Raw genomic sequence first — 24268 nt, 5'->3', positions numbered from 1 at the left:
CCTATTTTAATAATCTATTTAAAGAAGATAAATCTTTAACCCAAATATTCATATCCTCATACTTATCCCAAATATTGCAATTCTTTGTTAATCTTCCTCCATATTCATATCCCAGCTGGTGAAAAACGGCGTTCATGCCCATTGACAAACCTCGTGCTAAAGAATAGGCACAATAAATATTTCGCCTGATCAGTTCTTGTTCTAATGCCGAGATAAGTACTTTCATAAAACCATGCTTTCTATGATGAGGGATAGTCGCACAGTCTGTTAGTTCAGCATTATGATAGATATCATTAACCTCCGCGGATGCGGCACTCACGATGGATCCTTCATATTGGATAACACTGAAGACCGTACCTTCTTCTATCACTTTTTTTATATAATGCTCATCATTCATTGGCGTTGGATAGGTTTCAAAAATTGTACGATATAAATTTGCCAGCTCGTGTGCATCTTCAACTGCAGCAAATCGGAGGGAGTAATTTTCAGGTATTTGCGGCTTTTCTATCAGCCTGGGAATCTCAATGATTTCTTTTAGAATTTTGTCTTCTTTCATCCAATAGTCGCTTGTTCGCCTCTCATTGGTAAAATACAATGCCATGCAATAAGCATCATTCCCTTTAAAATACCTGTTCAATTTCCCCTCCAGCATAAATCCATGAGCCAATATCGCAGATAAATCTTCCTGTCTAGCTTTAAGGATCACTTTTGTAAAACCATGTTCCTGAGCGATGACAAGTGCTCGGGCTATCGCTTTATTGATATTTCCTTGATAATCATCAATGCGTAAGCGAAGATTCGCATGATCAAGAAAGAGCTCTAGCGTAAAACATTCCCCAGTCTCAATTCGGGTGAAAAAAGGCAGGTTTTGAACAGACATTATGTACCCTCCTCATCTAAATTAGGGAGAAGTGATGATTTCATCTCCTTCTCCCGGCATTCTATTTCCAATTAAACAATTTCTTTACAGGCGCTGAAAGAAGCTGTTCATACGTAAACTCATCAGGATACTCACTCACGTCATATATATATAAAGCTTCATCTACCTTTTGATTCATCATGTCAGACACATAGATTCCGCAATTCGGACAGTTCAGAGCTGGAACTTGAAGAACCTTTATTGATCTTTTACCATCAGGCATAATCCAGTAACAATCCTTCTTTTCACTTTCCTCCACGTTTGGGGCATTACACCACAAGCAATCCATTTTTATTCCCCCTTGCCTTATTATTTACCGAGTCTACACCGTCGGCTGATTCTTTTTTTCTTGAGCTTTCATCAATTTTTCTTTCATTTCATCCCGTTTATCACGGCGATCCTTTAAGGATGCATGTTCCTCAGTACTCTCATACGCTTTTCTCTTGTCGAGGCGGCGGAGGCCTTCTGGTACCAAGTTGAATTTTTCGTCTGTCATAAGAGCAGCAATTCCCACGGCTTCTTTTCTTTCTTCCGTACCATACACCTCATCAAAGTAAGCATCTGCACTTCCAGGAATGTAGTTCTTAGGTTCCGGATAGCTGGTGATAACACCTTCAAAGTTTCGTAAGACCACTTTATCAGGACTCTGTGAAAGGAGGTAATTTGGAGTCAAGGCGATTTTTCCTCCTCCTCCAGGAGCGTCTACCACAAAGGTCGGCACCGCATATCCTGATGTATGGCCGCGAAGCGCTTCAATAATTTCCAGTCCTTTAGAAACCGGGGCACGGAAATGGCCAATCCCTTCAGATAAATCACATTGATAAATGTAATAAGGTCTCACTCTAGCTTTAACACAGTCGTGCATTAACTTTTTCATGATATGAACACTATCGTTAATCCCAGCAAGAATGACAGCCTGATTACCAAGCGGCACTCCAGCCATCGACAACATATCACATGCCTTTTTCGCTTCTTCCGTCAGTTCAAGTGAATGATTGAAATGCGTATTTAACCAGATTGGATGATACTTTTTCAAAATATTGCATAAATTCTCTGTAATCCGCTGCGGGAAAACGACCGGTGCACGAGTACCAATCCGAATGATTTCCACATGTGGGATAGCACGTAAATTACTTAATACGTATTCGAGAATCTTATCATTGATTAACAGACCATCTCCTCCTGAAATCAGAACGTCTCTCACTTCTGGAGTGTTTCGAATATATTCAATCGCTGCGTCTAATTGCTTTTTAGGAACCCCCATGCCAACCTGGCCTGAAAAGCGGCGGCGAGTACAGTAACGGCAATACATAGAGCATTGGTTCGTGACAAGAAATAGAACGCGGTCCGGATAACGATGCGTCAGACCTGGCACTGGGGAATCTTCATCCTCATGCAGCGGATCTTCCAAATCATATCTGGTCTTGTTCATTTCTGCCGAAAGCGGTACAGACTGTAAACGAATCGGGCAGCGAGGATCATCCGGATTCATTAAGGATGCATAGTAAGGGGTAATATTTAAAGGAATTGTTTGAGTCGAAATTCGAACCCCTTCTTCTTCTTCCGGTGTCAAGTTCACAACTTTTTTCAGATCATCAAGAGTTTTAATTGTATTTGTTAATTGCCAGAGCCAATCATTCCATTTCTCTTCCGTTACATCTTTCCACAGCTCAATCTCATTATAGTGTCTGCGTCCACCAAGGTATTCTTTACGTTTTAAGTCCATCTCCATCAAACTCATTAAAATTACCTCCTTCTATCTTAAGAACTTTGGATTGTTCTTTATATTTATCTACTTGCAAGAATGATGCCAACATACAAAACTATGAAAACATAGAAAAAAGAGGGCTGTATGCCCTCTTTCTTTTTAAAAACGCAAGATATTTTGCGTTACGCATGATGTTTTGCAGCCAATTAATTTGCTCCAAGTTAAATTTATTAATGCCTTCTGCTAAAAAGTTACGCCAAATGATACAGCACAAAAGAGCAGGTCCTTTCTAAGGCAATTATTACAATTTTACTTTTGCCTCATCCGACTGGAAGCGTTTCCAAAATTATCTTGATTATTTTTATTTTTTTGTTCTTCCGGTAAATACTTTCTCAATCCCGTATTTGTTTAGCTTATACTGTAAACCCTGTCTCTTTATATTGAGTGCCTCAGCTGTTTTGCTTATATTCCCGTTGCATTTCTCAAACATATTTATAATCATATCCCTTTCTATTTCCTCCAGCACGACAGGTAAATCAATCTCATTTATTAATGGAGGATGATGGTTCTGCGTATTTGATGCGGAATACTTTCCTGATGGGAATAAATAAGCAGGAAGATGATGTTCATCGATTGTTTTTTCCCCCGCGTCCATGACGTTAAAAGCTAACTCTATAGCATGACCCAATTCCCGAATGTTTCCCGGCCATGGATATTGAAGCAGCCGTTGCATAGCTTTTCGGCTGATCCCTTGTACGTCCGAAACGAATGATCGATTGAATTTGTGAATAAAGTGATTTGCGATTTCAGGAATATCTGCTTTGCGTTCCAGGAGAGATGGCATTTGGATTGTCACAACATTTAGACGGAAAAATAAATCTGAGCGAATAATTTCCCGCTCTAACGCCTCATCTGGAGAAATATTCATCGCAGCAATGATTTTCACATTAATTTTCTGGTCCTTCGATCCACCAACACGGCGTATTTCCCCTTCTTGTAAAACCCGCAGCAATTTTGCCTGCAGTCCAAGGTCTAGGCTATTCAGTTCATCAAGAAACAGGGTACCGTCATTTGCCTGTTCAAAAATACCCATACGGTCCACAGCTCCCGTAAATGCCCCTTTCGTTGTACCAAACAGCAGTCCCTCCATTAATTCCTTTGGAACAGCAGCACAATTCTGTGCAATGAATGGCTGATTTCGCCGAGCACTTACATTATGTATACTTTGAGCAATTAGTTCTTTCCCTGTTCCTGTAGGTCCATAAATCATGACTGGAGAATGTGTACGGGCCGCTTTTTTCGCCAAAGAAATAGCTTCTTGAAACGCAGGGCTGTCCCCAATTAAATCACTAAAATGATAAGTGGCTGTACCTGCAAAGAACTTGCTTTTCTTGTGGGTTTCGGCCAGCTGAGAACGCAAATCCACAATTTGATCGTACATGCTCATGACCTTAGTAATATCCTTGGCGATTTCCACTGCTCCAATAACTTTACCTTCCTCGTATAGAGAATACGTACTATTAATAGAAGTTATTTTTTCCCCCTTTAAATTGACATAGGTTTGAATAGACTCATTCGTTTCTATGCCTTTTTCCAATGCCAAATAAAGCGTACTGGATTCATCAGTTAATGATGGGTACAGCTGAAAGATATTTTTTCCTAACACCTGTTCACGATTCAGCCCATCGATATGAGCCATCATTTCATTGTAGAATACGGTATCTCCATCCTTATTAACGATATGGACACCAACATTAATCACATTCAATATCCATTCAAAGTGAGTGGAAAACTGATTTGCTAAAGATTTCATTTCTTCATCTCCGCTCTATGTAATTGATAGTATTACCTGTAAATTATAGCATTTGGATTTGAACTATTTATCTCTTTAACTATGTAAATCTGAAAATTCCATTTTCAAAGATGATAGAACAAAAAAGCACTCAGAAAATATCAAGTGCTTTTGCTATGGCCTGTAAGGGATTCGACTCCCGGCCAATGATGCTGATTGGTGAAAAAAACGGCTTTCGGAATGACCGCCCATTGTTTAGTTTAGCGGATGACGGATTAGCCTCATCAGCTGATAAATTTCTTTTATATGGTTTCAGAGATTCTTTCTGATGATTCAAAGATGTTCCTTGTATTTCTTTAATTTATAGATGACTGACGGCTGACTAATTCCCAAATAATCTGCCATTTCATATGTCGTTTTACATTGTTTATATGCTTTGGCAATCAATTGTATTTCAATCTTTTCCAACGTCTTTTTAAGATCTTGTTTTCCGTTTAATTCCTGTTCAATTGAGAAGGAAGAGGAATCTTCATTCTGTTCCACTGCCCCTGTGATGGCGAGGGGAAGGTGTTTGGGATAGATAGCGGGTTCATCAATGGTCAGAATTAACCGTTCAATTAAATTTTCTAATTCCCGTATATTTCCAGGCCATTCATAATGAGTCAATACTTCATAAGTCGAGGGATGTAATTTTTTTAATGTCTGGTATTTATCATTGGTTTTCTGCAAGTAATGCTGAATTAAGATTGGTATATCTTCTTTACGCTCAAGTAATGAAGGAATTTGAATGGGGATCACATTTAAACGGTAATACAAATCTAATCTAAACTTCCCCTCATTTACCATCTTCTCCAAATCCTGATTTGTTGCTGCGATCAGCCGGAAGTTAATAAGTCTTTCTTTTTTTCCGCCGATGCGCTTTATCTTTTTCTCTTGCAGCACTTTCAATAATTTTGCTTGCAGGGCAAGGGGGAGTTCCCCGATTTCATCTAAAAAAAGAGTACCGCTGTCAGCTTGTTCAATCAGTCCCTGCCTGCCTTGTTTGTTCCCCCCTGTAAAGGATCCTGGTTCATATCCAAATATCTCTGATTCAAACAAACTTTCTGGGATTGTGCTGCAATTCACCTCTATAAATGGCTCTTTAATTCTATTGCTTTGATTATGAAGAGCGCGTGCAAACGTACTTTTCCCTACCCCAGATGGTCCTAAAAAAAGAATCGTGGCATCGGTTTTAGCGACATTTTGAATCGTTTTTAAAATCTGCTGAGTTTGATTACTTCTAGCAATAAAAGAATGATGACCAAGTTCCTTTTCCCTTAAATCCTCGACTTCTGTCTGATAGCCCTTTACCTTGCGTTGTAATTCCTCGTATTGCTCCTGCAATTTCCATATTTCGGTTTGATCCTGACTATAGCTGATCACTCTAACCAGGTGGCCTTCCTTATTGAAAAGTGGATAGCCAGTTGACATGACAACTCGGCCTGTTCTTGTATGCTGCATAATACGAGTGAATTTTTTTTCCTTTAAAACGATTGCATTGATGGAAGGTGAAAGCAGCCCTTCTTTTTCTAATTGATAAACCGATGTACCGATGTATGTATCAGGCTGCATATCGTAAATTGCCCAATGTTCTCGATTAGATCGTAAAATAATTCCTTTTTCATCAGTAATTGTAATGTTATTATTCGATGTTTCGATAATTTTATTTAATTCCATCTCCAGTATTCCATCTTCCAATACGGTCCCCTCCTTTAATGTCTATAGATGTTGATTAAAATATAAATCAAAAAAGAGAAAATAATCAATAATTAAATCAAAAACCACATATTTGATTTAATTTTAAATCAATCAAACTAAAAAACAGCCTTCTCTCCAGGAAAAATAGTTGGCACGAATCTTGCATAATAAATAGGTAAGATCATATTTATTTTTTCAAAATGAAAGGGTGTTCATGATGACACATACTGAAAACTCAATCCAGGAATTAAGAGAGTTAGATAAAAAACATTTTATCCATCCAACATCCCCAGTTAAACAGCAGCAAGAACAGGGGCCTGCTTTTATTTTTACAGAAGGAAAGGGAGTCTATCTTCAAGATGCAACAGGAAAAAAAGTCATTGATGGTATGTCATCTCTCTGGAATGTAAACGTAGGGCATGGACGTGTGGAATTAGGCAAAACGGCGATGGAGCAGATGTCAAAACTGGGTTTCAGTTCCTGTTTTGCCACCTATAGCAACGAACCTGCCATTCGATTGGCCGCAAAACTTGCACAAATAGCTCCTGGAGATTTAAGCGCAACTTTCTTCACTTCTGGCGGTTCGGAGGCGAATGATACAGCTTATAAACTTGCACGCCATTACTGGATTCTAAAAGGGCAGCCAGGAAGAAAAAAGATCATTTCAAGAACAAAATCCTATCACGGGGTCTCAATGGGGGCAACAAGTGCTACTGGGCTGAAAGCTTTTCGGGATTTCACAAACTCACTGGCTCCTGATTTTCTGTACGCAGACAACTTTTCTTCTCAATCTTTACGTGAATTAATTGCAGCAGAAGGTCCTGAAACGATTGCGGCTTTTATTGCAGAACCTGTACAAGGAGCAGGGGGCATTCACGTAGCTCCGGAAAATTATTTTAAGGAAGTACGTGAAATTTGCGATGAGTATGGAGTTTTATTTATTACAGATGAAGTGATAACTGGATTTGGCCGAACAGGAACGTACTTTGGAATGGATCATTACGGTGTTGCACCTGATATGATGTGCTTTGCAAAAGGTGTCACAAGCGGGTATGCTCAGCTTGGAGGGGTCATGATATCAGAAAAGATCCATCAGGAATTAACGGAGCTCTCAACGGGCACTTTGCTGCATGGTTACACGTATAGCGGGCATCCGATGGCTTGTGCGGTTGCATTGAAAAATTTGGAGATTATTGAACAGGAACATTTAATAGAAAATGCTGAAGCAATGGGACAGGAACTGCTAAATGGACTTTACCGAATCAAGCAAGAGCGAAAAATAGTCGGTAAAGTAAAAGGACTTGGATTAATGGCAGGTATTGAAATTGTCAAAGATTTAAATACAAAAGAACGTTTCGCTGCCCCTATGTCTCCAGCAATTGTTTTAGAAGCTGCAAAACAAGGCCTTATTTGCAGATCCGTCGTCTTGGATGATCAAGATATAGTAGTATTTGCACCGCCGTTAACGATTAATAAAGATGAAATCAAGAAAATGATTGAGATTCTAAACCATTCTATCTCTGTTATCGAAGCAGATCTTGCTTCAGAAAACTGTGCAGCCAAGTAAACAAAAAAATGATTCATACACAAATATGCAAGGCGAGGAGATTTATTATGAAAAAAAACTTATTTATTAACGGTGAGTGGGTACATGCAGAAAGCTATAGTCCTTTATTATCTCCTTACAGTGGAGAGGTGATTGCAGAAGTTCCTGCAGCAACTCTTACAGAAGTAGAAATGGCGTTGACTGCCGCTTATGAAGCCAGAAAAACAATGGCAGTTATGCCAAGTCACCAGCGTGCAAGGATTTTAGAGAATCTTGCAGCTCTATTAGAACAACGATCAGATGAAGCGGCAGAAATAATTGCTCTGGAGGCAGCTAAACCACTAACTACTGCAAAAGGGGAAGTTGATCGCACGATTCAAACATATAAATTTTCTGCTGAAGAAGCAAAACGGATACATGGAGAAACGATACCGGTTGATGCTGCTCCAGGAGGAGAAGGAAGAGTTGCCTATACTGTCCGGGAGCCAATAGGAGTCATTGCGGCTATTACACCCTTTAACTTTCCTATGAACCTAGTAGCACATAAAGTTGGACCTGCACTTGCTTCAGGCAATTCTGTTGTTTTAAAACCGGCTGCACAAACACCATTGTCCTCATTATTTCTTGCTGAGTTACTCCAGGAAGCCGGGTTGCCGGCAGGAGCATTCAATGTGGTAACAGGAAGCGGGAGATTAATAGGGGAAAAGCTTGTGACAGATGAAAGAATTCAAAAGATATCTTTTACAGGAAGCCCCTCCGTAGGCATTGGCATTCGGAATAAAGCCGGATTAAAAAAGGTCACCCTTGAACTGGGTTCTAATGCGGCGGTCATTATTGACAAAGGCGTTGATATTGACAAAATCATTTCACGTTGTGTATCGGGAGCATTTGCATTTCAAGGACAAGTCTGTATTTCCGTTCAGCGGGTTTATGTTCATGAAGAACTATATGAAACATTTGTAGAAAAATTCGTTGCAGCGACTCAAAAGCTAAAACTAGGAGATCCTCTTGATCCGATGACAGATGTTTCTGCATTAATAAGTCCCAGAGACATAGAACGATCCCTCGAATGGATTGAGGAAGCGAAGCAGAAAGGGGCAATAGTGGCCACAGGAGGTAAATCGGAAGGGAATATTTTGCATCCCACTGTTTTATTGGAAGTGGATCCGTCCCAAAAAGTGTCTTGCCAAGAAGTGTTTGCCCCTATCGTATTGATCAATAAATTCTCAACAGTTGATCAAGCTATAGAGCTTGTCAATGATTCTCGCTACGGCTTGCAAGCGGGTATTTACACAGAGAACATCCGTACGGCATTAATGGCTTCGCAAAAGCTGCACGTTGGAGGCGTTATAGTAAATGATATCCCTACATTCCGTCTGGACCATATGCCCTATGGGGGTGTAAAAGAAAGCGGGATTGGACGGGAAGGTGTAAAGTACGCCATTGAGGAAATGACGGAACAAAAATTAGTTATTTTTAATCAAAATTAATACCTTTTTCCTTATAAAAATTAATTATGAAACGCAAAATCAATTCTAAATAGAAGAAACACATAAATGGAGCATCTGCTTGGGTGAAAGGCAGATGCTTTTTCAATAAAAAAGGGACCTTTAATTAGATAAGAAGAGTACACAATATAGAAGAGACAGAATAATACTGTCAAGCTTTTAGCTGGTATATCCATTAGAACAAAGCATTGAAATTAAAAAAACAAGCCTATAAATAAGCTTGTCCTAATAAGCACGATCCTGATAAAAATAATTCGGCTTTACGATTTTATTTTCATACTGTTTATGAAAAATATGAGTCACAGCAGGTGAAACCGGAGGAATCAGCCATGTCCAATCTCCAGTTACATCCCGTCCCACTGCCGCTTCGTTGTGCTCAAAGCGTTTAAATTGCTGGGCAGCGGTATGATGATCTACAATGCTTGCTCCTGCTTCTTTGAAAGAATGCAATACAGCAACATTCAGTTCAACAAGTGCTCTGTCTTTCCAAAGCGTCGCATTGGAGGAGGTATCCATTCCCATAATTGAAGCCACTTTTGGAAGCATGTTATATCTTCCCTCGTCAGCTAAATTCCTTGCCCCGATTTCCGTTCCCATATACCAGCCATTGAACGGTGCTGCAGGAAACGTTATCCCGCCTATCTCAAGGCTCATGTCGGATATAATCGGAACAGCGTACCATTTGGAATTCAGCTCGCAGAACTCCGGGAATTGAGGATGCGTGATTGGAATTTCAAACACAATTTCAGAAGGGATTTCATACCACACCGGCTCCCGATTTCCTGCCTGTATGACAAGCGGAAGCAGATCATAGTCCGTTCCCCCTCCCGCCCATCCAAGCTCTTCACATTTCTTTGTAAATGCGATGGACCCTGGATCGCCGACAATGCCTGAATCCGTTTCATAGCCCGCATATCTCAGCAGCTGGTGATTCCAGATTCGGACAGGTTCGGTCCCATCCTCAACAGGCTTAAAAATCGTAATCAGCGGACGGATTTTGCCATTGTTGGTTGCATATTCAATATGCGAAAACAGTGCGTCCCTAATTTCTTCTTCCGCCACAAGGTCTCTTGCATCCACAACTCTTAGCGTGTTCCAGAATAAGCGGCCAATGCACTTATTGCTGTTTCTCCACGCCAGTTTAGCTCCGTGCTCAAGTTCTTCAAACGTTAAATGATACTGACCCTCTTTACCCAGCAGAGATTTGATTTGCAAAAGACGGGCAACGGTTTCTTCTTCCGTTTTGCCCAGCTCCTGATAACATTGTCTGATAAATTTTTCTGCCTCTATCATATATTCAAGTTGTGCAGCCACGATAACCTCCTAAATAAACCAAGCTTATATAGTAAGAACTACGTAAGTTTTTCAAAAAAAAATTCCTTCCGATATCCTTACAGTATATCATCCCTATTCAAGCATACTTTTATTGCAAGCAAAACTTTGATGAACTTTTCTATACGGAAAATATAACATGAAGGATTCTCGCCTAATTCATATCTCTCAGGAGGAATTTCACTTTAGAAAAAAGATATTCTATAAAAATATGAAAAACTTATCATTTTTTTGTTGCATTATGAAAGCCCTTTATTTAAAATAGGTTTATGCAAGCGATTGCACGTAGTTGCACTCATATTTGCACAACATTATATGAAAAAATAAGTAAGCAATTCTTCCTAATAATGAATTCGTTTACACTATTTATATTTAATAACGGAAAGAAGGGCAAAAGATGAAGAACTTATTATCGTTTGATTTCTGGCAAAAATTCGGAAAAGCCTTGATGGTTGTTGTAGCAGTTATGCCAGCAGCCGGTATTATGATCTCACTTGGCAAGTTAATCGCCATGTCAGGCGGAGACATCACGCTCGTGCAAACGATTGCACGTGTAATGGAAGACATCGGCTGGGGAATTATTACCAATCTCCACATCCTGTTTGCAGTTGCAATTGGGGGTTCCTGGGCTAAGGAACGCGCCGGCGGAGCATTCGCTGCATTAATCGCCTTCATTCTTATTAACCGTATTACAGGAGCGATCTTCGGAGTTAATTCTGCTATGCTTGCAGACCCTGAAGCGACTGTAAATTCTTTATTCGGACAAGAATTAATTGTTAAGGATTACTTCACATCTGTATTAGGTGCTCCGGCATTAAACATGGGTGTATTCGTGGGGATTATCGCAGGTTTCCTTGGTGCAAACCTGTTCAACAAATATTACAATTACAATAAGCTTCCAGAATCGCTTTCATTCTTTAACGGCAAGCGCTTTGTGCCTTTCGCAGTTATCGGCGGATCTGTTGTAACCGCTATCGTATTATCTCTAGTTTGGCCATTTATTCAAGGACTTTTAAATGACTTCGGTCAATGGATTGCCACTTCACGCAACACGGCACCAATTGTTGCACCATTTATATTTGGCGCACTTGAGCGTCTGCTTCTTCCTTTCGGCCTTCATCACATGCTGACAGTGCCGATGAATTATACGTCTCTTGGCGGAACATACGAAATCTTAACTGGCGGAAGCGCTGGTTCAACAGTATCCGGTCAAGATCCTTTATGGCTTGCATGGATTGCCGACTTAAATAACTTCCTTGCAGCAGGAGATACTGCAAGCTACAATCAGTTGTTAAATGAAGTGACTCCAGCCCGTTTTAAAGTTGGACAAATGATTCTTTCTACAGCTTCACTGATCGGTATTGCTTATGCGATGTACCGCAATGTTGATAAAGAAAAACGCACGAAATATAAATCAATGTTCTTATCTGCAGGTCTTGCAGTATTTTTAACTGGTGTAACAGAACCAATCGAATTCATGTTCATGTTCGCTGCTCCTGTACTGTATGTTGTATACGCTATTACAACAGGGCTTGCATTTGCGATCGTAGATATCATCGACATCCGTGTTCACTCATTTGGTTTCATTGAGTTATTAACCCGTACTCCAATGATCATTAAAGCCGGATTATGGATGGATATTGTGAACTTTGTTCTTGCATGTTTAGTATTCTTTGGTCTTAACTTCGGAATCGCTAACTTCATGATCAAACGATTTAACTTCCCTACTCCGGGCCGCAATGGAAACTACATCGATTCTGAAGAGCCTGCTGCTAAAGGCACTGGTGCAGTAAACAGCGATTCACAGGCTTCTGCTATCATTACTTTACTTGGCGGATCTGCTAATATAGAAGATGTAGATGCATGTATGACACGCCTTCGTGTTACTGTAAAAGATTCAGGCAAGGTTGCAGGCGAGGCGCAATGGAAAGAGAACGGCGCTCTTGGTTTAATTATTAAAGACAAAGGTGTACAAGCAATCTACGGACCGAAAGCAGATGTTTTAAAATCTGATATTCAAGATACGTTAGGAGCTTAACCATGAAATTATTAACACTTAATTGTCACTCTTGGCAAGAAGAAAACCAGATGGAGAAAATCAAAACACTGGCAAACACAATCCAGGAAAAATCATATGATGTCATTGCCCTTCAGGAAGTCAGCCAGCTTGAAGATGGGCCCATCGTTTATGATCAGTTAAAAAAGAACAATTATGCGTTAGTACTTCTCGATGAGCTGAAACAGCTTGGAGTAACTGATTATCACCTCGTTTGGGGCTTTGCTCACATGGGATATCCTGGATACGAGGAAGGCTTGGCCATTTTATCCAAGCATCCTATAACCAATAAAGAAATCTTCTTCGTTACCGAAGGTCGGAATACCTGGAAAGCCCGCTCTATCGTTTGTGCCACGATTCAATACAATGAGCGATTACTCTCCTTTTACTCATGTCATCTTGGCTGGTGGCATGATGAAGAGGAGCCATGCAAATTCCAGATGGATTCTCTTCTTCAAAAGCTTGACCGATCCCATCCCTACTTTTTAATGGGTGACTTCAATAACAGCGCTGATATAAGAGATGAAGGTTATGACTACCTCCTGTCAAACGGTTTATATGATACCTATAAACTTGCTGAAGAAAAGGATTCAGGCATAACCGTTAAAGGCAAAATTGCCGGCTGGGACGAAAATAAACAGGATTTGCGCATTGATTTGATTTTATCAAGTGATGAGGTTAAAGTTCTGTCATCCAAAGTTATTTTCAACGGTGAACATAAACCTGTCGTTTCAGATCATTATGGTGTTGAGACAGAGATTAGCATGTAAATGAAGGCTGCTTCTTTATAAAGAAGCAGCTTTTTTTATTTTGTCATCTTTTCTTCTTCTTTTTGTGTTTATCCTTCATATCTCACGGGGAAATTAAAAAGGTTATAGGGAGGCCGACTATGAAAGATTTGCTAAGAAGAATTCACCAGCACGAATTAAACGACTTATCAGCCGTTATTGCCTATTATTTTTTACTTTCCCTTTTTCCGCTGCTTATTTTTTTAATTGCCATGTTTCCATATTTTTCGCTCGATGTTTCTCCATTATTAACATGGATTAATCACTACGTTCCTTCTGAAACAGCTGAACTGCTTACAGAACAGATCAAAAGTCTGTTTGGGGAAACAAATAGCTACATTCTCGCATTCGGCCTGATCGCAGCGCTCTGGTCTGCAAGTAACGCAACACATATTTTGATTCGGGCATTTAACCGGGCACTGGAAATTAAAGAAACCCGTCCTTTCATTAAAGTCCGCATTGATGCCTTGCTGTTGGCAGCGGGCCTTATCATTATCATTACAATTGCCCTGCTTCTGCCTGTATTTGGGAGAGTTATCATCTACAGTGCGACTCGGTATGCGCCCTTTCTTGAAAATATTCATCCGCTATTGAATCAGGCCAGGTGGTTTCTTTCATTTTTCATGATTAACCTGGTTTTGCTCGCCCTTTATTATTTTGCGCCAAATGAAAAGCTTGAATTTTTTGATATCTATTTCGGTTCTCTTTTAGCCACAACGCTATGGATTATAAGCTCATATGGGTTTTCTTTTTACGTTGATAATTTCAAAGCATTTAATGCTGCTTATGGAAGTTTGGGAGGCATCATTATTTTACTGATTTGGCTGTATTTCACAGCCTTCTCCATTTTGCTTGGCGGTGAAATAAATGCGATGCGCGTCTGCCGGAGAAAGAAAAAATACTGTCCTGACTGATTTCTCCTGAATGTACCAGTTTTGATATATATGACAGAGGGTATTTTCACGGTAAGAAGACGAAAAAGGAGAAAGGAGATCTCATGTTAGATTTCATCATAAATCTATTGCGGGAGTTTGGAATATGGGGTCTGATGGCGGGTCTTGCAATTGAAGCTTCATCCCTGCCTTTTCCAGGTTCACTTATAACCCTTGCGTATGGCTATTTATTGGATTTATCGATTCTCCAATTAATCTGGATTGCCCTTTTAGGCAGTGCAGTTTACACGGTATTCAGTTTTATTCCTTATTGGATTGGATATAAATTAGAGCATAAAATGAAAAAGAAGCTGACAAAAAAGAAAAAAACATTTGAAAAAACGCAGCGCTGGTTTAATAAATGCGGTCTTTGGAGCATTGCCATTGCACGGCCCTTAGGAATCGGCAATTATATTTCTTACGTTTCAGGACTGTCAAAAGTGAAGGCTTTGCCATTTGCCGGCCTTACATTTTTAGGGGTATTCCCTCTAAATATCACCATGCTCTGGCTTGGACAAATTGGCAGCCTAAAATCGATTACTGCATTCATGTCTGATATGCAGACTTATATGATAATTGCTGCCGGATTGGCGCTTGTCCTATTCCTTCTCTACCGTTTTGTCTACAAGAAGAAGGATTGTTCTGATTCAGCCAGTTCCTCTAGTCAAAAGGTATAATAGGACGAGCGGAAGCGTCCGTTTAGCTCAGGCATGCCAGAACAAATCCTGCAAAAAAGTCCGGGCTTTTTTTTGCAGGACTTGTTCTGGCGATGAAACTAGACAAAAATGCGCAAAGTTCTATACTTTTTTATCTCTAAAAAAAATCCAAGGGGAATCCCCTTGGATTATTTTTTTGCACCAATCATGTATATCAGCGACAAAATGATGCATATCGCCAGTGTGATAAACGTACCAATAGGCGGTGAAGTCATTAATATCCCAACTAGAATCGCAAGTAATGCAATTAGTGAAAACCATGATGTATATGGATAGCTTTTTACAAAAAAACCTTTTAATGCAACTCCTGGTTTTCTGCTTTTCAAATGAGCAATCGTAAGCATAATCCAGATCGTTAAAATCGCATACCCAGGCACCACCATCAGATAGCCAAACGTTTCGCCTTCAGCAAATACCGCAATGATTACTCCGACATATAAGAATGAAGTACTTGCAAGCAGCGCTCTGACAGGAACACGCTTAGAAGATAACTTCGAGAAAAATTTCGGTGCGTTTCCGTCCAAAGCCTGTGTATACAGGAGACGGGATGCAGCATACATCCCAGTGTTTGCCGCAGATATCACAGCAGTCAGCAGGACAAAATTCATAAAGCCTCCTACATAAGGAATGCCAAGTGTATCGAATACTGTTACAAACGGGCTTTGCTTGCCAACCTCATTCCATGGCATCAGACTGACAATGACAAGTATCGGAAGGACATAAAAGACTAATATTCGGATAATAACGCTGCGTGCTGCTTTTGGTATAACCTTTTCGGGATTTTCTGTTTCTCCAAGCGTCATACCGATCATTTCAGTTCCGCCAAATGAAAACATAACAACAAGCATAGAAGCGGCAATGCCTGATATGCCAAACGGAAGAAAGCCGCCATGCGCGGTAAGATTTCCAAACCCGGCTGCACTTTCTCCATTAAAGCCTGCAAAAATCAGAACGCCTCCAAGTAAAATAAACAGGGTCAAAACGGATACCTTTAACGCAGAAAGCCAGTACTCTGTCTCTCCAAATATATTAACCGCAAACAAGTTAATAACTGTGATTAATACAGAAACAAGCAGCGACAGCAGCCATAGCGGTGTATCTGGAAACCAATATTTCAAAAACCCGGCTGCAGCTGCCATTTCTGCTGCCATAACAAGCATCCAGCTGATGAAATAAATCCACCCTGCAAAGAATCCGGCATATGGTCCGAGAATCGTCTGAATCAAATCTCTCAAAGTTTTCGCTTCAGGCTGCTGAACAGCCATTTCAGCCATAGCCTGCATGACAAAATATAAAATAATGCCCGCTAATAAATAAGATAAAATAACGCCAGGTCCCGCAAGCTCAATGGATGAACTGCTGCCCTGAAAAATGCCTGCTCCGATCGCTCCGCCAAGGGCAATCATAGTCACATGCCTTGATTTCAGTCCTCTTGCTAATTCTTCATTATTTGAACTCATGCTCGTCTCTCCTTACTCATGTTCTATGCTCTTTTGTGGTACAAGTTATCTTAACAAAAAAGCAGAAACGTGAAAACTTCCTGAAATTTAGGTTTATTTCGTCAGCTCCCAAATCTCATTTAAAACCGGCATCTCCAGTTTTTCTTCTTCTGTTACCCTATCCCAATGAATGCCGTCCGGCTTCCTGTATGGTGTGTTCGTTTCCATCACACCAAGCTCTGTTACGATATAATCCACAGGCAAATCATATGTATCCACCTCAAACTCCTCATCCGTCACTTGGATGCTGTGGATCGTTGATATGACTGGAACATGAGGATTCCCAAGCTCTCTCAAAATGGCATACTCCCGATCCGAATACCCTTCTCCTTTGCCGATTCTTCTTCCGTCTTTATGAACTGCCACAGATCCGGCCACAATTAAGTCAACTCTCGGCAGGCCGGATAACGGAATTTCTTTTCCATATTCTCTAATATTCTTCAAGCTCACAGCCCGGCGCTCTTCTCCTTCAGGAACCCATTCTCTTTTCAGCATAATAAAACCTGCTTTTAACCTAGGAGTCGGAACGAGAAGTGTTTTTCCGTCTTTTATGACACGGGCACGAAGGGGAAGCTGTGGCGCATCGGGATTAATCTTTATCACATCAGCGTTCTTGTATACCTCAAGCTGTGCTGCATATTCTGCTGCCGCCGCTGCTCCCTTAAAATTCGGAATTCTATTTTTCAAAGGAAACGGAAATCCTCCAAGCTTCTCTTTCTCAAGCCTGTCCCACTTATCCTGTCGAATTTCGTCTTTCGTTTTCATTGATTTTCCCCCTTTCGCGTCAAATCTAAATAATGTGTTGAGTTTTCAAAAAGATTATCTTCTATAAATCCCGCCTGTATATAAAAGAGGGACGCTTCCTTAGTATCTGTTCTTAGCACAGCGAAATCGAAGAAATCATCAGCTGCCGTTAATAGAGCACTTAATAGAAGTTCGCCGACACCTTGCCTTCTATGTTCTTTTGAAACATAGAACCTCCTTATCCGCCCTGCCTTTTCATGCTGTGAATATGGATCCTGATTTATGCCCCCGATACCAATCAGAGTTTCATCATGATATGCACCCACCAGCATTTCCCCTGGCTTTTGAAACGTATTTTCTCCGGATTGATACTCAGTAACGAGTCTTTCCAAAAAACGAAATCCATCTTCTTTACTTTCCTCAACAAGCTTTGAAATCCCTTCCGAATCTGCTGAATCCAATCGTTTTATTGTAATCAATTTATTCCCCCTTTCCTTTTCATTAGAACATGTTAAAAGACTCTTTTATCAGTGTTGCGGTAATAAAAACACTATCAGGAGGATGAATTAAATGACGTATTCACAAAAACAAATATTGTTTGCAGATCGTCCAACAGGAAAACCAACAGACCGCCTGTGCACACCACTGAGGAAGGTCAAGTCCTTATTCGCACTCTGTATTTATCTGTTGCCCCCTATATGAGAGGCCACATGAATGAAGGGAAATCCTATGTCGCACCTTTTCAGCTGAATGACCCAATTTCAGGCGGAGTTGTTGGTGAAGTTGTTGATTCAAAAGGCAGTAAATTAAAACAAGGGGATATCGAGAAGGCGCAACAGCCGTTGTTTCAGGTAGGGATTTGATTGATGAACTTGGATTTGATGCTGCTATTAATTATAAAACAGAAGATGTAGAAAAAGCACTTGCGGAAGCATGCTCAGAATGGCGTGGATGTCTATTTTGACAATGTTGGCGGAGAAATTTCAGATGCTGTCCATAAACAGCTGAATAAGTTCGCGCGAGTTCCGGTATGCGGTGCAATTTCAACTTATAATTCAGAAGGTGCTGACTTAGGTCCGCGCATTGAAACAACGCTGATCAAATCAAGTGTCCTTATGCAGGGATTTGTAGTCGGAGACTTCTCTTCCCGCTTCAGCAATGGCGCAAGACAGCTTGCAGGCTGGCTGCAGGAAGGCAAGCTGAAATATGAAGAGACGATCGTTGACGGCTTTGACAACATTCCACAGGCATTCCTTGGCTTGTTTGAAGGAACGAATATAGGAAAGCAGCCTGTAAAGATTGCTGAGCCGACTTTGTAAAATATTCCTTCCTATAACGAAAAGTCGACCATAATCGGTCGACTTTTTCAGCATTGTATCCAATCGCACAAAATATCCCAGTCTGCTGGTTTATCGGCATTAGAAATAATTTTGTCCACTTTTTCTATAGGCACCATTTTATAGTTGGCGCGTGAGCCAATTTTTGAGTGATCGGCTAAAACATAGACTTCCTTTGCATTTTGGATGAGTATCTTTGATAAAACCGCCTTTTCAAGATCATAGCAAGTAATGCCTTCTTCAGCGGAAATGCCGTCTATCGAGATAAAGGCTTTATTCACGTAAAATTCTTTTGCCATTTGCTCTGCCAGAGCTCCCGAAGACCGATAGTGCTTGCTTCTTACGCTTCCGCCGATAAATATAACCTCTCCATCAAATAAATTCTTATTGGCGTATGAGATCAAGAGCGATGCGACTGGAAAGGAGTTTGTAATGACGGTCACATTTGGACAATCACATAATGGCCTGACCATCTGCAAAGTTGTACTTCCTTCATCAATGAATATGACGTCGTTTTTATTAATGGAAGACACAGCCTTCTGTGCGATGCACTGCTTTTCTTCAATTCTAATGATTTCCCGTTCAAAAAGTGCTGGTTCTTCCTTTTCATCAGAAACTTTTACGGCGCCTCCATACACTTTTTTAAGTTTTTTTTCACTTTCAAGCTCTTCTAAGTAACGCCTGATGGTTTCAGTTGATACGTCAAAATCCTTAGCAAGATCGTTGACCTTCACTTTACCTTGTTTTTCTATTAGCTCCGCAATGACTCTTTTTCTTTCCTCTGCTAATAAAGACATTCCTCAGACTCCTATATTAAATATTATTTTCATCCAATTTATTGATTTCTTCATGGATAAATATACCACGTTTTTCTAACTGATTAAATATTTGTACAGGATCGGTAAAAGCATCCTCTGGTATTACGATTCCTTTTTTCTCAACCTCACCTTTTGCAATCAGCTCTGCTGCGATTGCAAAAGGAATCGCTACGTTGCGAGTGTAGGCTCTCAATCCTTCCCAGCCTTGAACCGTGCCATCTGAAGAAGGATGCGTATGGGTTAGAATATGCTCAACTCTTTCGCCATTTGCCGTTCCAATGACCTGTATATGAAGGGCATAACCATATTGCTCTGTTTCTGTGCCTTCTTTTGATTGATATAAGTACTCTGAGATACAATCCATTATCCCTATTTCTGTACCGTTTATGACAAATTTATCATTCCGCAGAATACCATAATCATATAATGCCCGAACAAGCTGCATATTTTGCTGCGGCCAAGTTCCTCTGACTTCAATTAACTGAACTCCTTTGTGCTTTAAAGCTTGAGCCAATGTTTTCGTTTCTGAGTGCGGAATAATATACTGCACACCTTTTCCATATGGCTGCGGAAGCTCAATTTCCATTGGTCTCGCAAATGGAGGCACCTGTATGAACTCACCGTTCTCAAAGACGACCCGTGATGGGAGATTCGGATCATACTCATAGGAAGTTGTTTCTGCAATCGAGCGAGAAAACGCAATAGGACGGAATGAACCGTGGCTGACTCTTACAGACTCTATTGTCTCAAGCTGATTTGCAGCATGCATGGCCATCATTTGGGTCAGGCCGGGCGTCATGCCAAAACCGGGAAGACACGTTTTTTCATTTATCTGAAATAATTCGTGCTGAGAATCCTCTTCGCCAAAGCCGTTTAAATTAATGCCATGACAGCCCGCTTCGGCGATGCAAGCCGTTGATTTTCCGTTCAGCGTTATCGTGGTGCCGTCCATTACAATATCATAGCCCCGCATTTTGGAGACTGTATCCTCATGATCAAACACGTTCACTTTTACAAAATCGACTCGCGGATCATTCAGCCACTCTACAACCTTCTTGCCTTCTTCTTCATTGAAATCTGCTACTGTGATTTTTTCAAATTTCGAATGCTCCACTAAATCTAAAATCGCTTCTCTGCAAATTTTCCCTGCTCCGCCTAAGCAAAATACTTTCATAGTTTCACAGCCTCCTCTGATGATGTCTCTTTAATTGCAGCTAATAATTGATCTATATCATTCGGATAAACCTCGCCGATATTTCCGATTCTGAAGGTATCCAATTTAGATATTTTCCCAGGATAGATCACAAATCCTTTTTGTTTTAATGCTTCATAAAACCCGGCAAATGTAAATGAAGTGTCTTTAGGATACATGAATGCCGTAATAATCGGAGATTGGTTTTCATGATTCAGCAATGCAGCAAAACCCATTTTCTGCATGCCATCGACAAGACGCCGCTGATTCTCCTTATAGCGTTCATACCTTGCCAAAACACCGCCCTCTTCTTCAAGCTCATTCAGGGCCTGAAAGAAAGCTCTGACAACATGTGTTGGGGATGTAAATCTCCATTTTCCTTCATGCTTCTCCATCGTTTCAAATTGATCATATAAATCAAGAGACAGAGATCTCGCATTGCCTTTGCATTTAGCAAGCTCTTCTTTTTTAGCAATGATAAATCCAAAACCCGGAACACCTTGAATACATTTATTGGCGCTGCTGATCATATAATCGATTTTCAAGGCTGAGACGTCAATCGGAATTCCGCCAAAACTGCTCATGGCATCAACAATTGTGATTAATCCATGCTTCTTTGCAAGACGGCAAATATCTTCAATTGGATTAAGCATCCCGGTTGTAGTTTCGCAATGCACGACTGCAAGGTGCGTAAGATCTTTGTGGGATTCAAGTATTTCTTGAATGGATTCGATATCTAAAACAGACTGCTCATCTGTTCTTTTAATGATCGTCGGAATTTCAAGGATATCCGCCATTTCTGCAATTCGTTCGCCATATGCCCCGTTGCATGCAACGAGAAGCTTCCCCTTTTCTTTTGGGATTACGCTTGAAATGACAGACTCAACGGAGAATGTTCCGCTCCCCTGCATGAGAACAGCTGTGTATTCTTCTGAACCGGGAGCTGCAAGAGCTGTTAATCGATTTCTAATATCCTGTACGATCGCATTATAATCCTTGTCCCACGTGCACCAGTCTTTCAGCATCGACTCGCGGACTGTCTTTGAAGTTGATAATGGCCCTGGCGTTAACAGCAAGTATGGATTATTCATGTATTGTCTTCCCCTCTTCAATTTCTTTCAATAAAGGAATCAGTTCTTCAAATTTATTGATTACATAATGAGCACCAGCGTCATAGAAACGCTCTCTGACTGCATCCATTTTTTCCTTTAGTTCTTCTTGACCAAGTGTGCTCACTTCATCTTCAGTCAGTCCAAGCTCATTGCTGCCAAGAATAACTCCTACTGCCCACATGCCAGCGTTGATGCCTTCTTTCATATCTGAAACGGTATCACCGACTTTTACAAGCTTGTTCATTGGATAAATGCCCATTTCCATAGCATTCATGTATGACATCCAGGGATAAGGACGGCCTTCTTTTACATCATCAGGAGTGAAAAGATAATCGGGATAATATCCTTTTTCCTTTGCATGAGGTGCCACAATTTTCATCATTTCTTTTGTGTAGCCAGTGGTAGATCCAATTTTCAAACCTTGTCCGCGTAGCTTTTGTATCGTTCCTGCCACACCAGGAAGGGGTGTCGTAAACTGCGGAAGAATGGCAAATAAAATCTTTTCAAATTCATCATACATCGATTCAATATCCTGATCAGAAGGCTCCTGTCCATGAACATTCACCCATTCTTCTTTAATGCGCGGCATTTCGCAAAGTGCGCGAATATGATCAATTTTCAATAATCCCATCGGTTTGCGTGCTTCTTCTGCTGTAATGCTCACATCCCGATTCTCAAAAACTTCTATAAACACTTGGAGCGGTGCAAAGCATCCATAATCAATCGTTGTTCCAGCCCAATCCAAGATTATTCCTTCAATTTTCCCCATTTATAGTTCCTCCTTCAATGCTTTTCGATTTTTCATCCATTTTACAGTCAGTTCATAGCAAACCCTGACAAAAATGTTCGTCGCAACAATCAAGATGCTCATGGCAGCTGCTGATGCTAAATTCCCGGCATCATCCATACCTACGATTGATACTGCGGCAAGTTTAAAATCAGCTGTATATAAGAAAATGACCGCTGAAACTGTCACCATGGCATTCACAAAATAATACATCGCTACTTCAAGAATAGCCGGCAGACACATTGGAACCGTCACCTTCATGAAGGTTTTATAAAATGGAACGCCCATAGACTCTGACACGAGCTCAAATTCTTTGTCCAGTTTTTTCAATGCCGTTGTTGCGGTAATAAACGAAACGGAATAAAAATGAACGATATTTACAATGACAATGATAGCTATGGTTCCGTATAGAAAATGAAACGGATTTGCTATCGTATATCCAAAGATTGATAGATTTTGTTTACTGAAAAAAAAGATGTACCCGAGACCAATAACAAGACCAGGAACTGCGAGTGGAATAAGAGACAAAAAGGTACTCAATTTCCTTAATCCAATCATGCCTCTGAATTTTTCAATCATATAAGCAAAAATGAACGTGAAAATCGTTCCAAAGACAGCAGTCAGGATCGCTGCCAGCAAACTATTTTTATAAGCCGTTAAGCCATCGCCAGTAAAGCTGTCAAAGGCAAAATGCTCTAAAGTAAACGTCATATTATAGGGCCAGATTTTCACGCTGGCAGCAATGAAAACAGCTAAAAACAGGATTAAAACGGCTAATGATATGCCAGAGCAATAAAGAAATGCTAAACGATCTCTTAAAGGATTGTGTTTTATTTGATAAGGAACTGCTTTTGAACTGGCAGCACCTTGTTGTTTCCGCTGTGATAGCTGGTCAGCTGCAAATGCGAGTATCGCCGGAAGCATGAGAATTATGCCGACCGTGGCTCCCATCCCCATGTTTTGCTGGCCAATGACCTGCTTATAGACATCTGTCGCAAGAACGTTATATTGGCCGCCTACTATTTTAGGTGCCCCGTAATCTGTAAAACTCAGAGTAAACACAACAAAAATGGAACTGATTAAGCCGTACTTCGCTGATGGAAGCGTAATCGTGAAAAACTTTTTTATTCCGCTTGCGCCCATAGAGTCAGCTGCTTCATATAGACGCTGATCGGCACCTGATAAAGCAACCATTAAAATCAGGAATGCCTGTGGAAAGGTGTAAATTGTTTCAGCCATAATGATCCCGATTGGACCATACAAATCGATCTTAAACCCAGGAATCGTTTCAAAAAATCCATTTGTAATTAAGCCTTGATTACCAAAAAGATACATCAAGGCAATTCCGTGCATCATCGTAGGGGCAAATAACGGAAGCAAAGCAGAATAGCGAAAGATCGTTTTTCCATAAATGTTTGTCCGGGCGATTGCAAATGCATATACAAATGCCAGGCTCACTGCCAGGATTGTAGTAATGCTTGAAACAAAGAGAGTATTTTGCAAGGATTGAACAAGAATTTCCGACTGAAAATAACTGACAAAATTCTGCAGGCCAATAAAAATACCTTCACTGTCAATGAATGCTTGTACAAACAACATCAGTAATGGGAGCACTAATACTGCAGCAACAGCTAAAAGCGAGAAGATCAAGAGCAAACGCTGCAGCCATTCATTTAATCCTGCTTTTTGCTGTTTACGTTTTTTCGATGAAAGTTTTGAATGTGCGGTTGCAATACGCATCTCCA

At 40.5% G+C, this 24268-nt stretch carries 20 protein-coding genes and 1 pseudogene; 7 read left to right on the top strand and 14 right to left on the bottom strand.

The window, feature by feature from the left end; translation table 11 throughout:
• Nucleotide 1: 1 nt before the first annotated feature.
• The 5 genes from ablB to K8L98_RS03055 all read right to left on the bottom strand — a co-directional run bounded on the left by ablB (nucleotide 2) and on the right by K8L98_RS03055 (nucleotide 6135).
• Entirely contained in the window at nucleotides 2-880 is an 879-nt protein-coding gene (gene ablB, locus K8L98_RS03075; RefSeq protein WP_223439595.1) for a putative beta-lysine N-acetyltransferase, read from the bottom strand.
• A gap of 61 nt (nucleotides 881-941) precedes the next feature.
• Complete coding sequence (locus K8L98_RS03070) at nucleotides 942-1208, bottom strand: YokU family protein (protein WP_223439593.1); 267 nt, start codon at nucleotides 1206-1208, stop codon at nucleotides 942-944.
• A 33-nt stretch (nucleotides 1209-1241) separates the two neighbouring features.
• On the bottom strand, nucleotides 1242-2645 hold the full coding sequence (gene kamA / locus K8L98_RS03065) for a lysine 2,3-aminomutase (RefSeq protein WP_223443108.1): 1404 nt from the start codon (nucleotides 2643-2645) through the stop codon (nucleotides 1242-1244).
• A gap of 343 nt (nucleotides 2646-2988) precedes the next feature.
• Nucleotides 2989-4440 carry a sigma-54 interaction domain-containing protein gene (locus K8L98_RS03060; protein ID WP_223439591.1) on the bottom strand — a complete coding sequence of 484 codons (1452 nt, stop codon included), beginning with the start codon at nucleotides 4438-4440 and terminating at the stop codon, nucleotides 2989-2991.
• Nucleotides 4441-4752: 312 nt separating this feature from the next.
• Nucleotides 4753-6135, bottom strand: coding sequence for a sigma-54 interaction domain-containing protein (locus K8L98_RS03055; protein WP_223443105.1), 1383 nt, complete (start codon nucleotides 6133-6135; stop codon nucleotides 4753-4755).
• A gap of 238 nt (nucleotides 6136-6373) precedes the next feature.
• On the opposite strand from K8L98_RS03055, the gene K8L98_RS03050 reads away from it, so the two are divergent.
• Both K8L98_RS03050 and K8L98_RS03045 read left to right on the top strand, forming a co-directional pair.
• Nucleotides 6374-7723, top strand: coding sequence for an aminotransferase family protein (locus K8L98_RS03050; protein WP_223439589.1), 1350 nt, complete (start codon nucleotides 6374-6376; stop codon nucleotides 7721-7723).
• A 47-nt stretch (nucleotides 7724-7770) separates the two neighbouring features.
• Complete coding sequence (locus K8L98_RS03045; RefSeq protein WP_223439587.1) at nucleotides 7771-9192, top strand: aldehyde dehydrogenase family protein; 1422 nt, start codon at nucleotides 7771-7773, stop codon at nucleotides 9190-9192.
• A gap of 243 nt (nucleotides 9193-9435) precedes the next feature.
• Here K8L98_RS03045 and K8L98_RS03040 read toward each other — a convergent pair whose 3' ends face one another.
• On the bottom strand, nucleotides 9436-10503 hold the full coding sequence (locus K8L98_RS03040) for a nitric oxide synthase oxygenase (protein ID WP_223443100.1): 1068 nt from the start codon (nucleotides 10501-10503) through the stop codon (nucleotides 9436-9438).
• A 436-nt stretch (nucleotides 10504-10939) separates the two neighbouring features.
• On the opposite strand from K8L98_RS03040, the gene K8L98_RS03035 reads away from it, so the two are divergent.
• The 4 genes from K8L98_RS03035 (at nucleotide 10940) to K8L98_RS03020 (ending at nucleotide 14995) form a co-directional block, all read left to right on the top strand.
• Nucleotides 10940-12580 carry a PTS transporter subunit IIBC gene (locus K8L98_RS03035; RefSeq protein WP_223439585.1) on the top strand — a complete coding sequence of 547 codons (1641 nt, stop codon included), beginning with the start codon at nucleotides 10940-10942 and terminating at the stop codon, nucleotides 12578-12580.
• A gap of 2 nt (nucleotides 12581-12582) precedes the next feature.
• Entirely contained in the window at nucleotides 12583-13368 is a 786-nt protein-coding gene (locus K8L98_RS03030; protein ID WP_223439583.1) for an endonuclease/exonuclease/phosphatase family protein, read from the top strand.
• A 119-nt stretch (nucleotides 13369-13487) separates the two neighbouring features.
• Entirely contained in the window at nucleotides 13488-14300 is an 813-nt protein-coding gene (locus K8L98_RS03025) for a YihY/virulence factor BrkB family protein (protein WP_223439581.1), read from the top strand.
• A gap of 83 nt (nucleotides 14301-14383) precedes the next feature.
• Nucleotides 14384-14995, top strand: a complete 612-nt coding sequence (locus K8L98_RS03020) for a DedA family protein (protein WP_223439579.1) — start codon at nucleotides 14384-14386, stop codon at nucleotides 14993-14995.
• Between the two features lie 167 nt (nucleotides 14996-15162).
• On the opposite strand, the gene K8L98_RS03015 is transcribed toward K8L98_RS03020, so the two are convergent.
• The 3 genes from K8L98_RS03015 to K8L98_RS03005 form a co-directional block, all read right to left on the bottom strand.
• Nucleotides 15163-16494: an amino acid permease gene (locus tag K8L98_RS03015; RefSeq protein WP_223439577.1), complete on the bottom strand. Its 1332-nt coding sequence runs from the start codon at nucleotides 16492-16494 to the stop codon at nucleotides 15163-15165.
• A gap of 93 nt (nucleotides 16495-16587) precedes the next feature.
• Nucleotides 16588-17298 (bottom strand): 5-formyltetrahydrofolate cyclo-ligase, encoded by a 711-nt coding sequence (locus K8L98_RS03010; protein ID WP_223439575.1) that lies wholly within the window; start codon nucleotides 17296-17298, stop codon nucleotides 16588-16590.
• A complete protein-coding gene (locus K8L98_RS03005; protein WP_223439573.1) occupies nucleotides 17295-17756 on the bottom strand; it encodes a GNAT family N-acetyltransferase in 462 nt (153 codons plus the stop codon). Before K8L98_RS03005 ends, K8L98_RS03010 begins: the two co-directional genes overlap by 4 nt.
• A gap of 91 nt (nucleotides 17757-17847) precedes the next feature.
• Here K8L98_RS03005 and K8L98_RS03000 point away from each other — a divergent pair.
• Nucleotides 17848-18596, top strand: a pseudogene (locus tag K8L98_RS03000) (zinc-binding dehydrogenase).
• A 47-nt stretch (nucleotides 18597-18643) separates the two neighbouring features.
• Here the strand turns inward: K8L98_RS03000 and K8L98_RS02995 are convergent.
• Genes K8L98_RS02995 through K8L98_RS02975 form a run of 5 tightly spaced genes read right to left on the bottom strand, consistent with a single transcriptional unit; the run spans nucleotide 18644 to nucleotide 24263 of the window.
• Complete coding sequence (locus K8L98_RS02995) at nucleotides 18644-19411, bottom strand: DeoR/GlpR family DNA-binding transcription regulator (RefSeq protein WP_223439571.1); 768 nt, start codon at nucleotides 19409-19411, stop codon at nucleotides 18644-18646.
• 16 nt (nucleotides 19412-19427) lie between these two features.
• Complete coding sequence (locus K8L98_RS02990; protein ID WP_223439568.1) at nucleotides 19428-20606, bottom strand: saccharopine dehydrogenase family protein; 1179 nt, start codon at nucleotides 20604-20606, stop codon at nucleotides 19428-19430.
• Complete coding sequence (gene phnW, locus K8L98_RS02985; protein WP_223439566.1) at nucleotides 20603-21715, bottom strand: 2-aminoethylphosphonate--pyruvate transaminase; 1113 nt, start codon at nucleotides 21713-21715, stop codon at nucleotides 20603-20605. Before phnW ends, K8L98_RS02990 begins: the two co-directional genes overlap by 4 nt.
• Nucleotides 21708-22505: a phosphonoacetaldehyde hydrolase gene (phnX, locus tag K8L98_RS02980; protein ID WP_223439563.1), complete on the bottom strand. Its 798-nt coding sequence runs from the start codon at nucleotides 22503-22505 to the stop codon at nucleotides 21708-21710. The genes phnW and phnX overlap by 8 nt, the downstream gene beginning before the upstream one ends.
• On the bottom strand, nucleotides 22506-24263 hold the full coding sequence (locus K8L98_RS02975) for a putative 2-aminoethylphosphonate ABC transporter permease subunit (protein ID WP_223443098.1): 1758 nt from the start codon (nucleotides 24261-24263) through the stop codon (nucleotides 22506-22508).
• Between the last annotated feature and the right edge of the window lie 5 nt (nucleotides 24264-24268).

The sequence above is a fragment of the Metabacillus dongyingensis genome (assembly GCF_019933155.2).
Taxonomy (GTDB): domain Bacteria; phylum Bacillota; class Bacilli; order Bacillales; family Bacillaceae; genus Bacillus_P; species Bacillus_P dongyingensis.
Note: the sequence above shows the minus strand (reverse complement) of the source record. Positions and strands in the feature narration are given on the sequence as shown.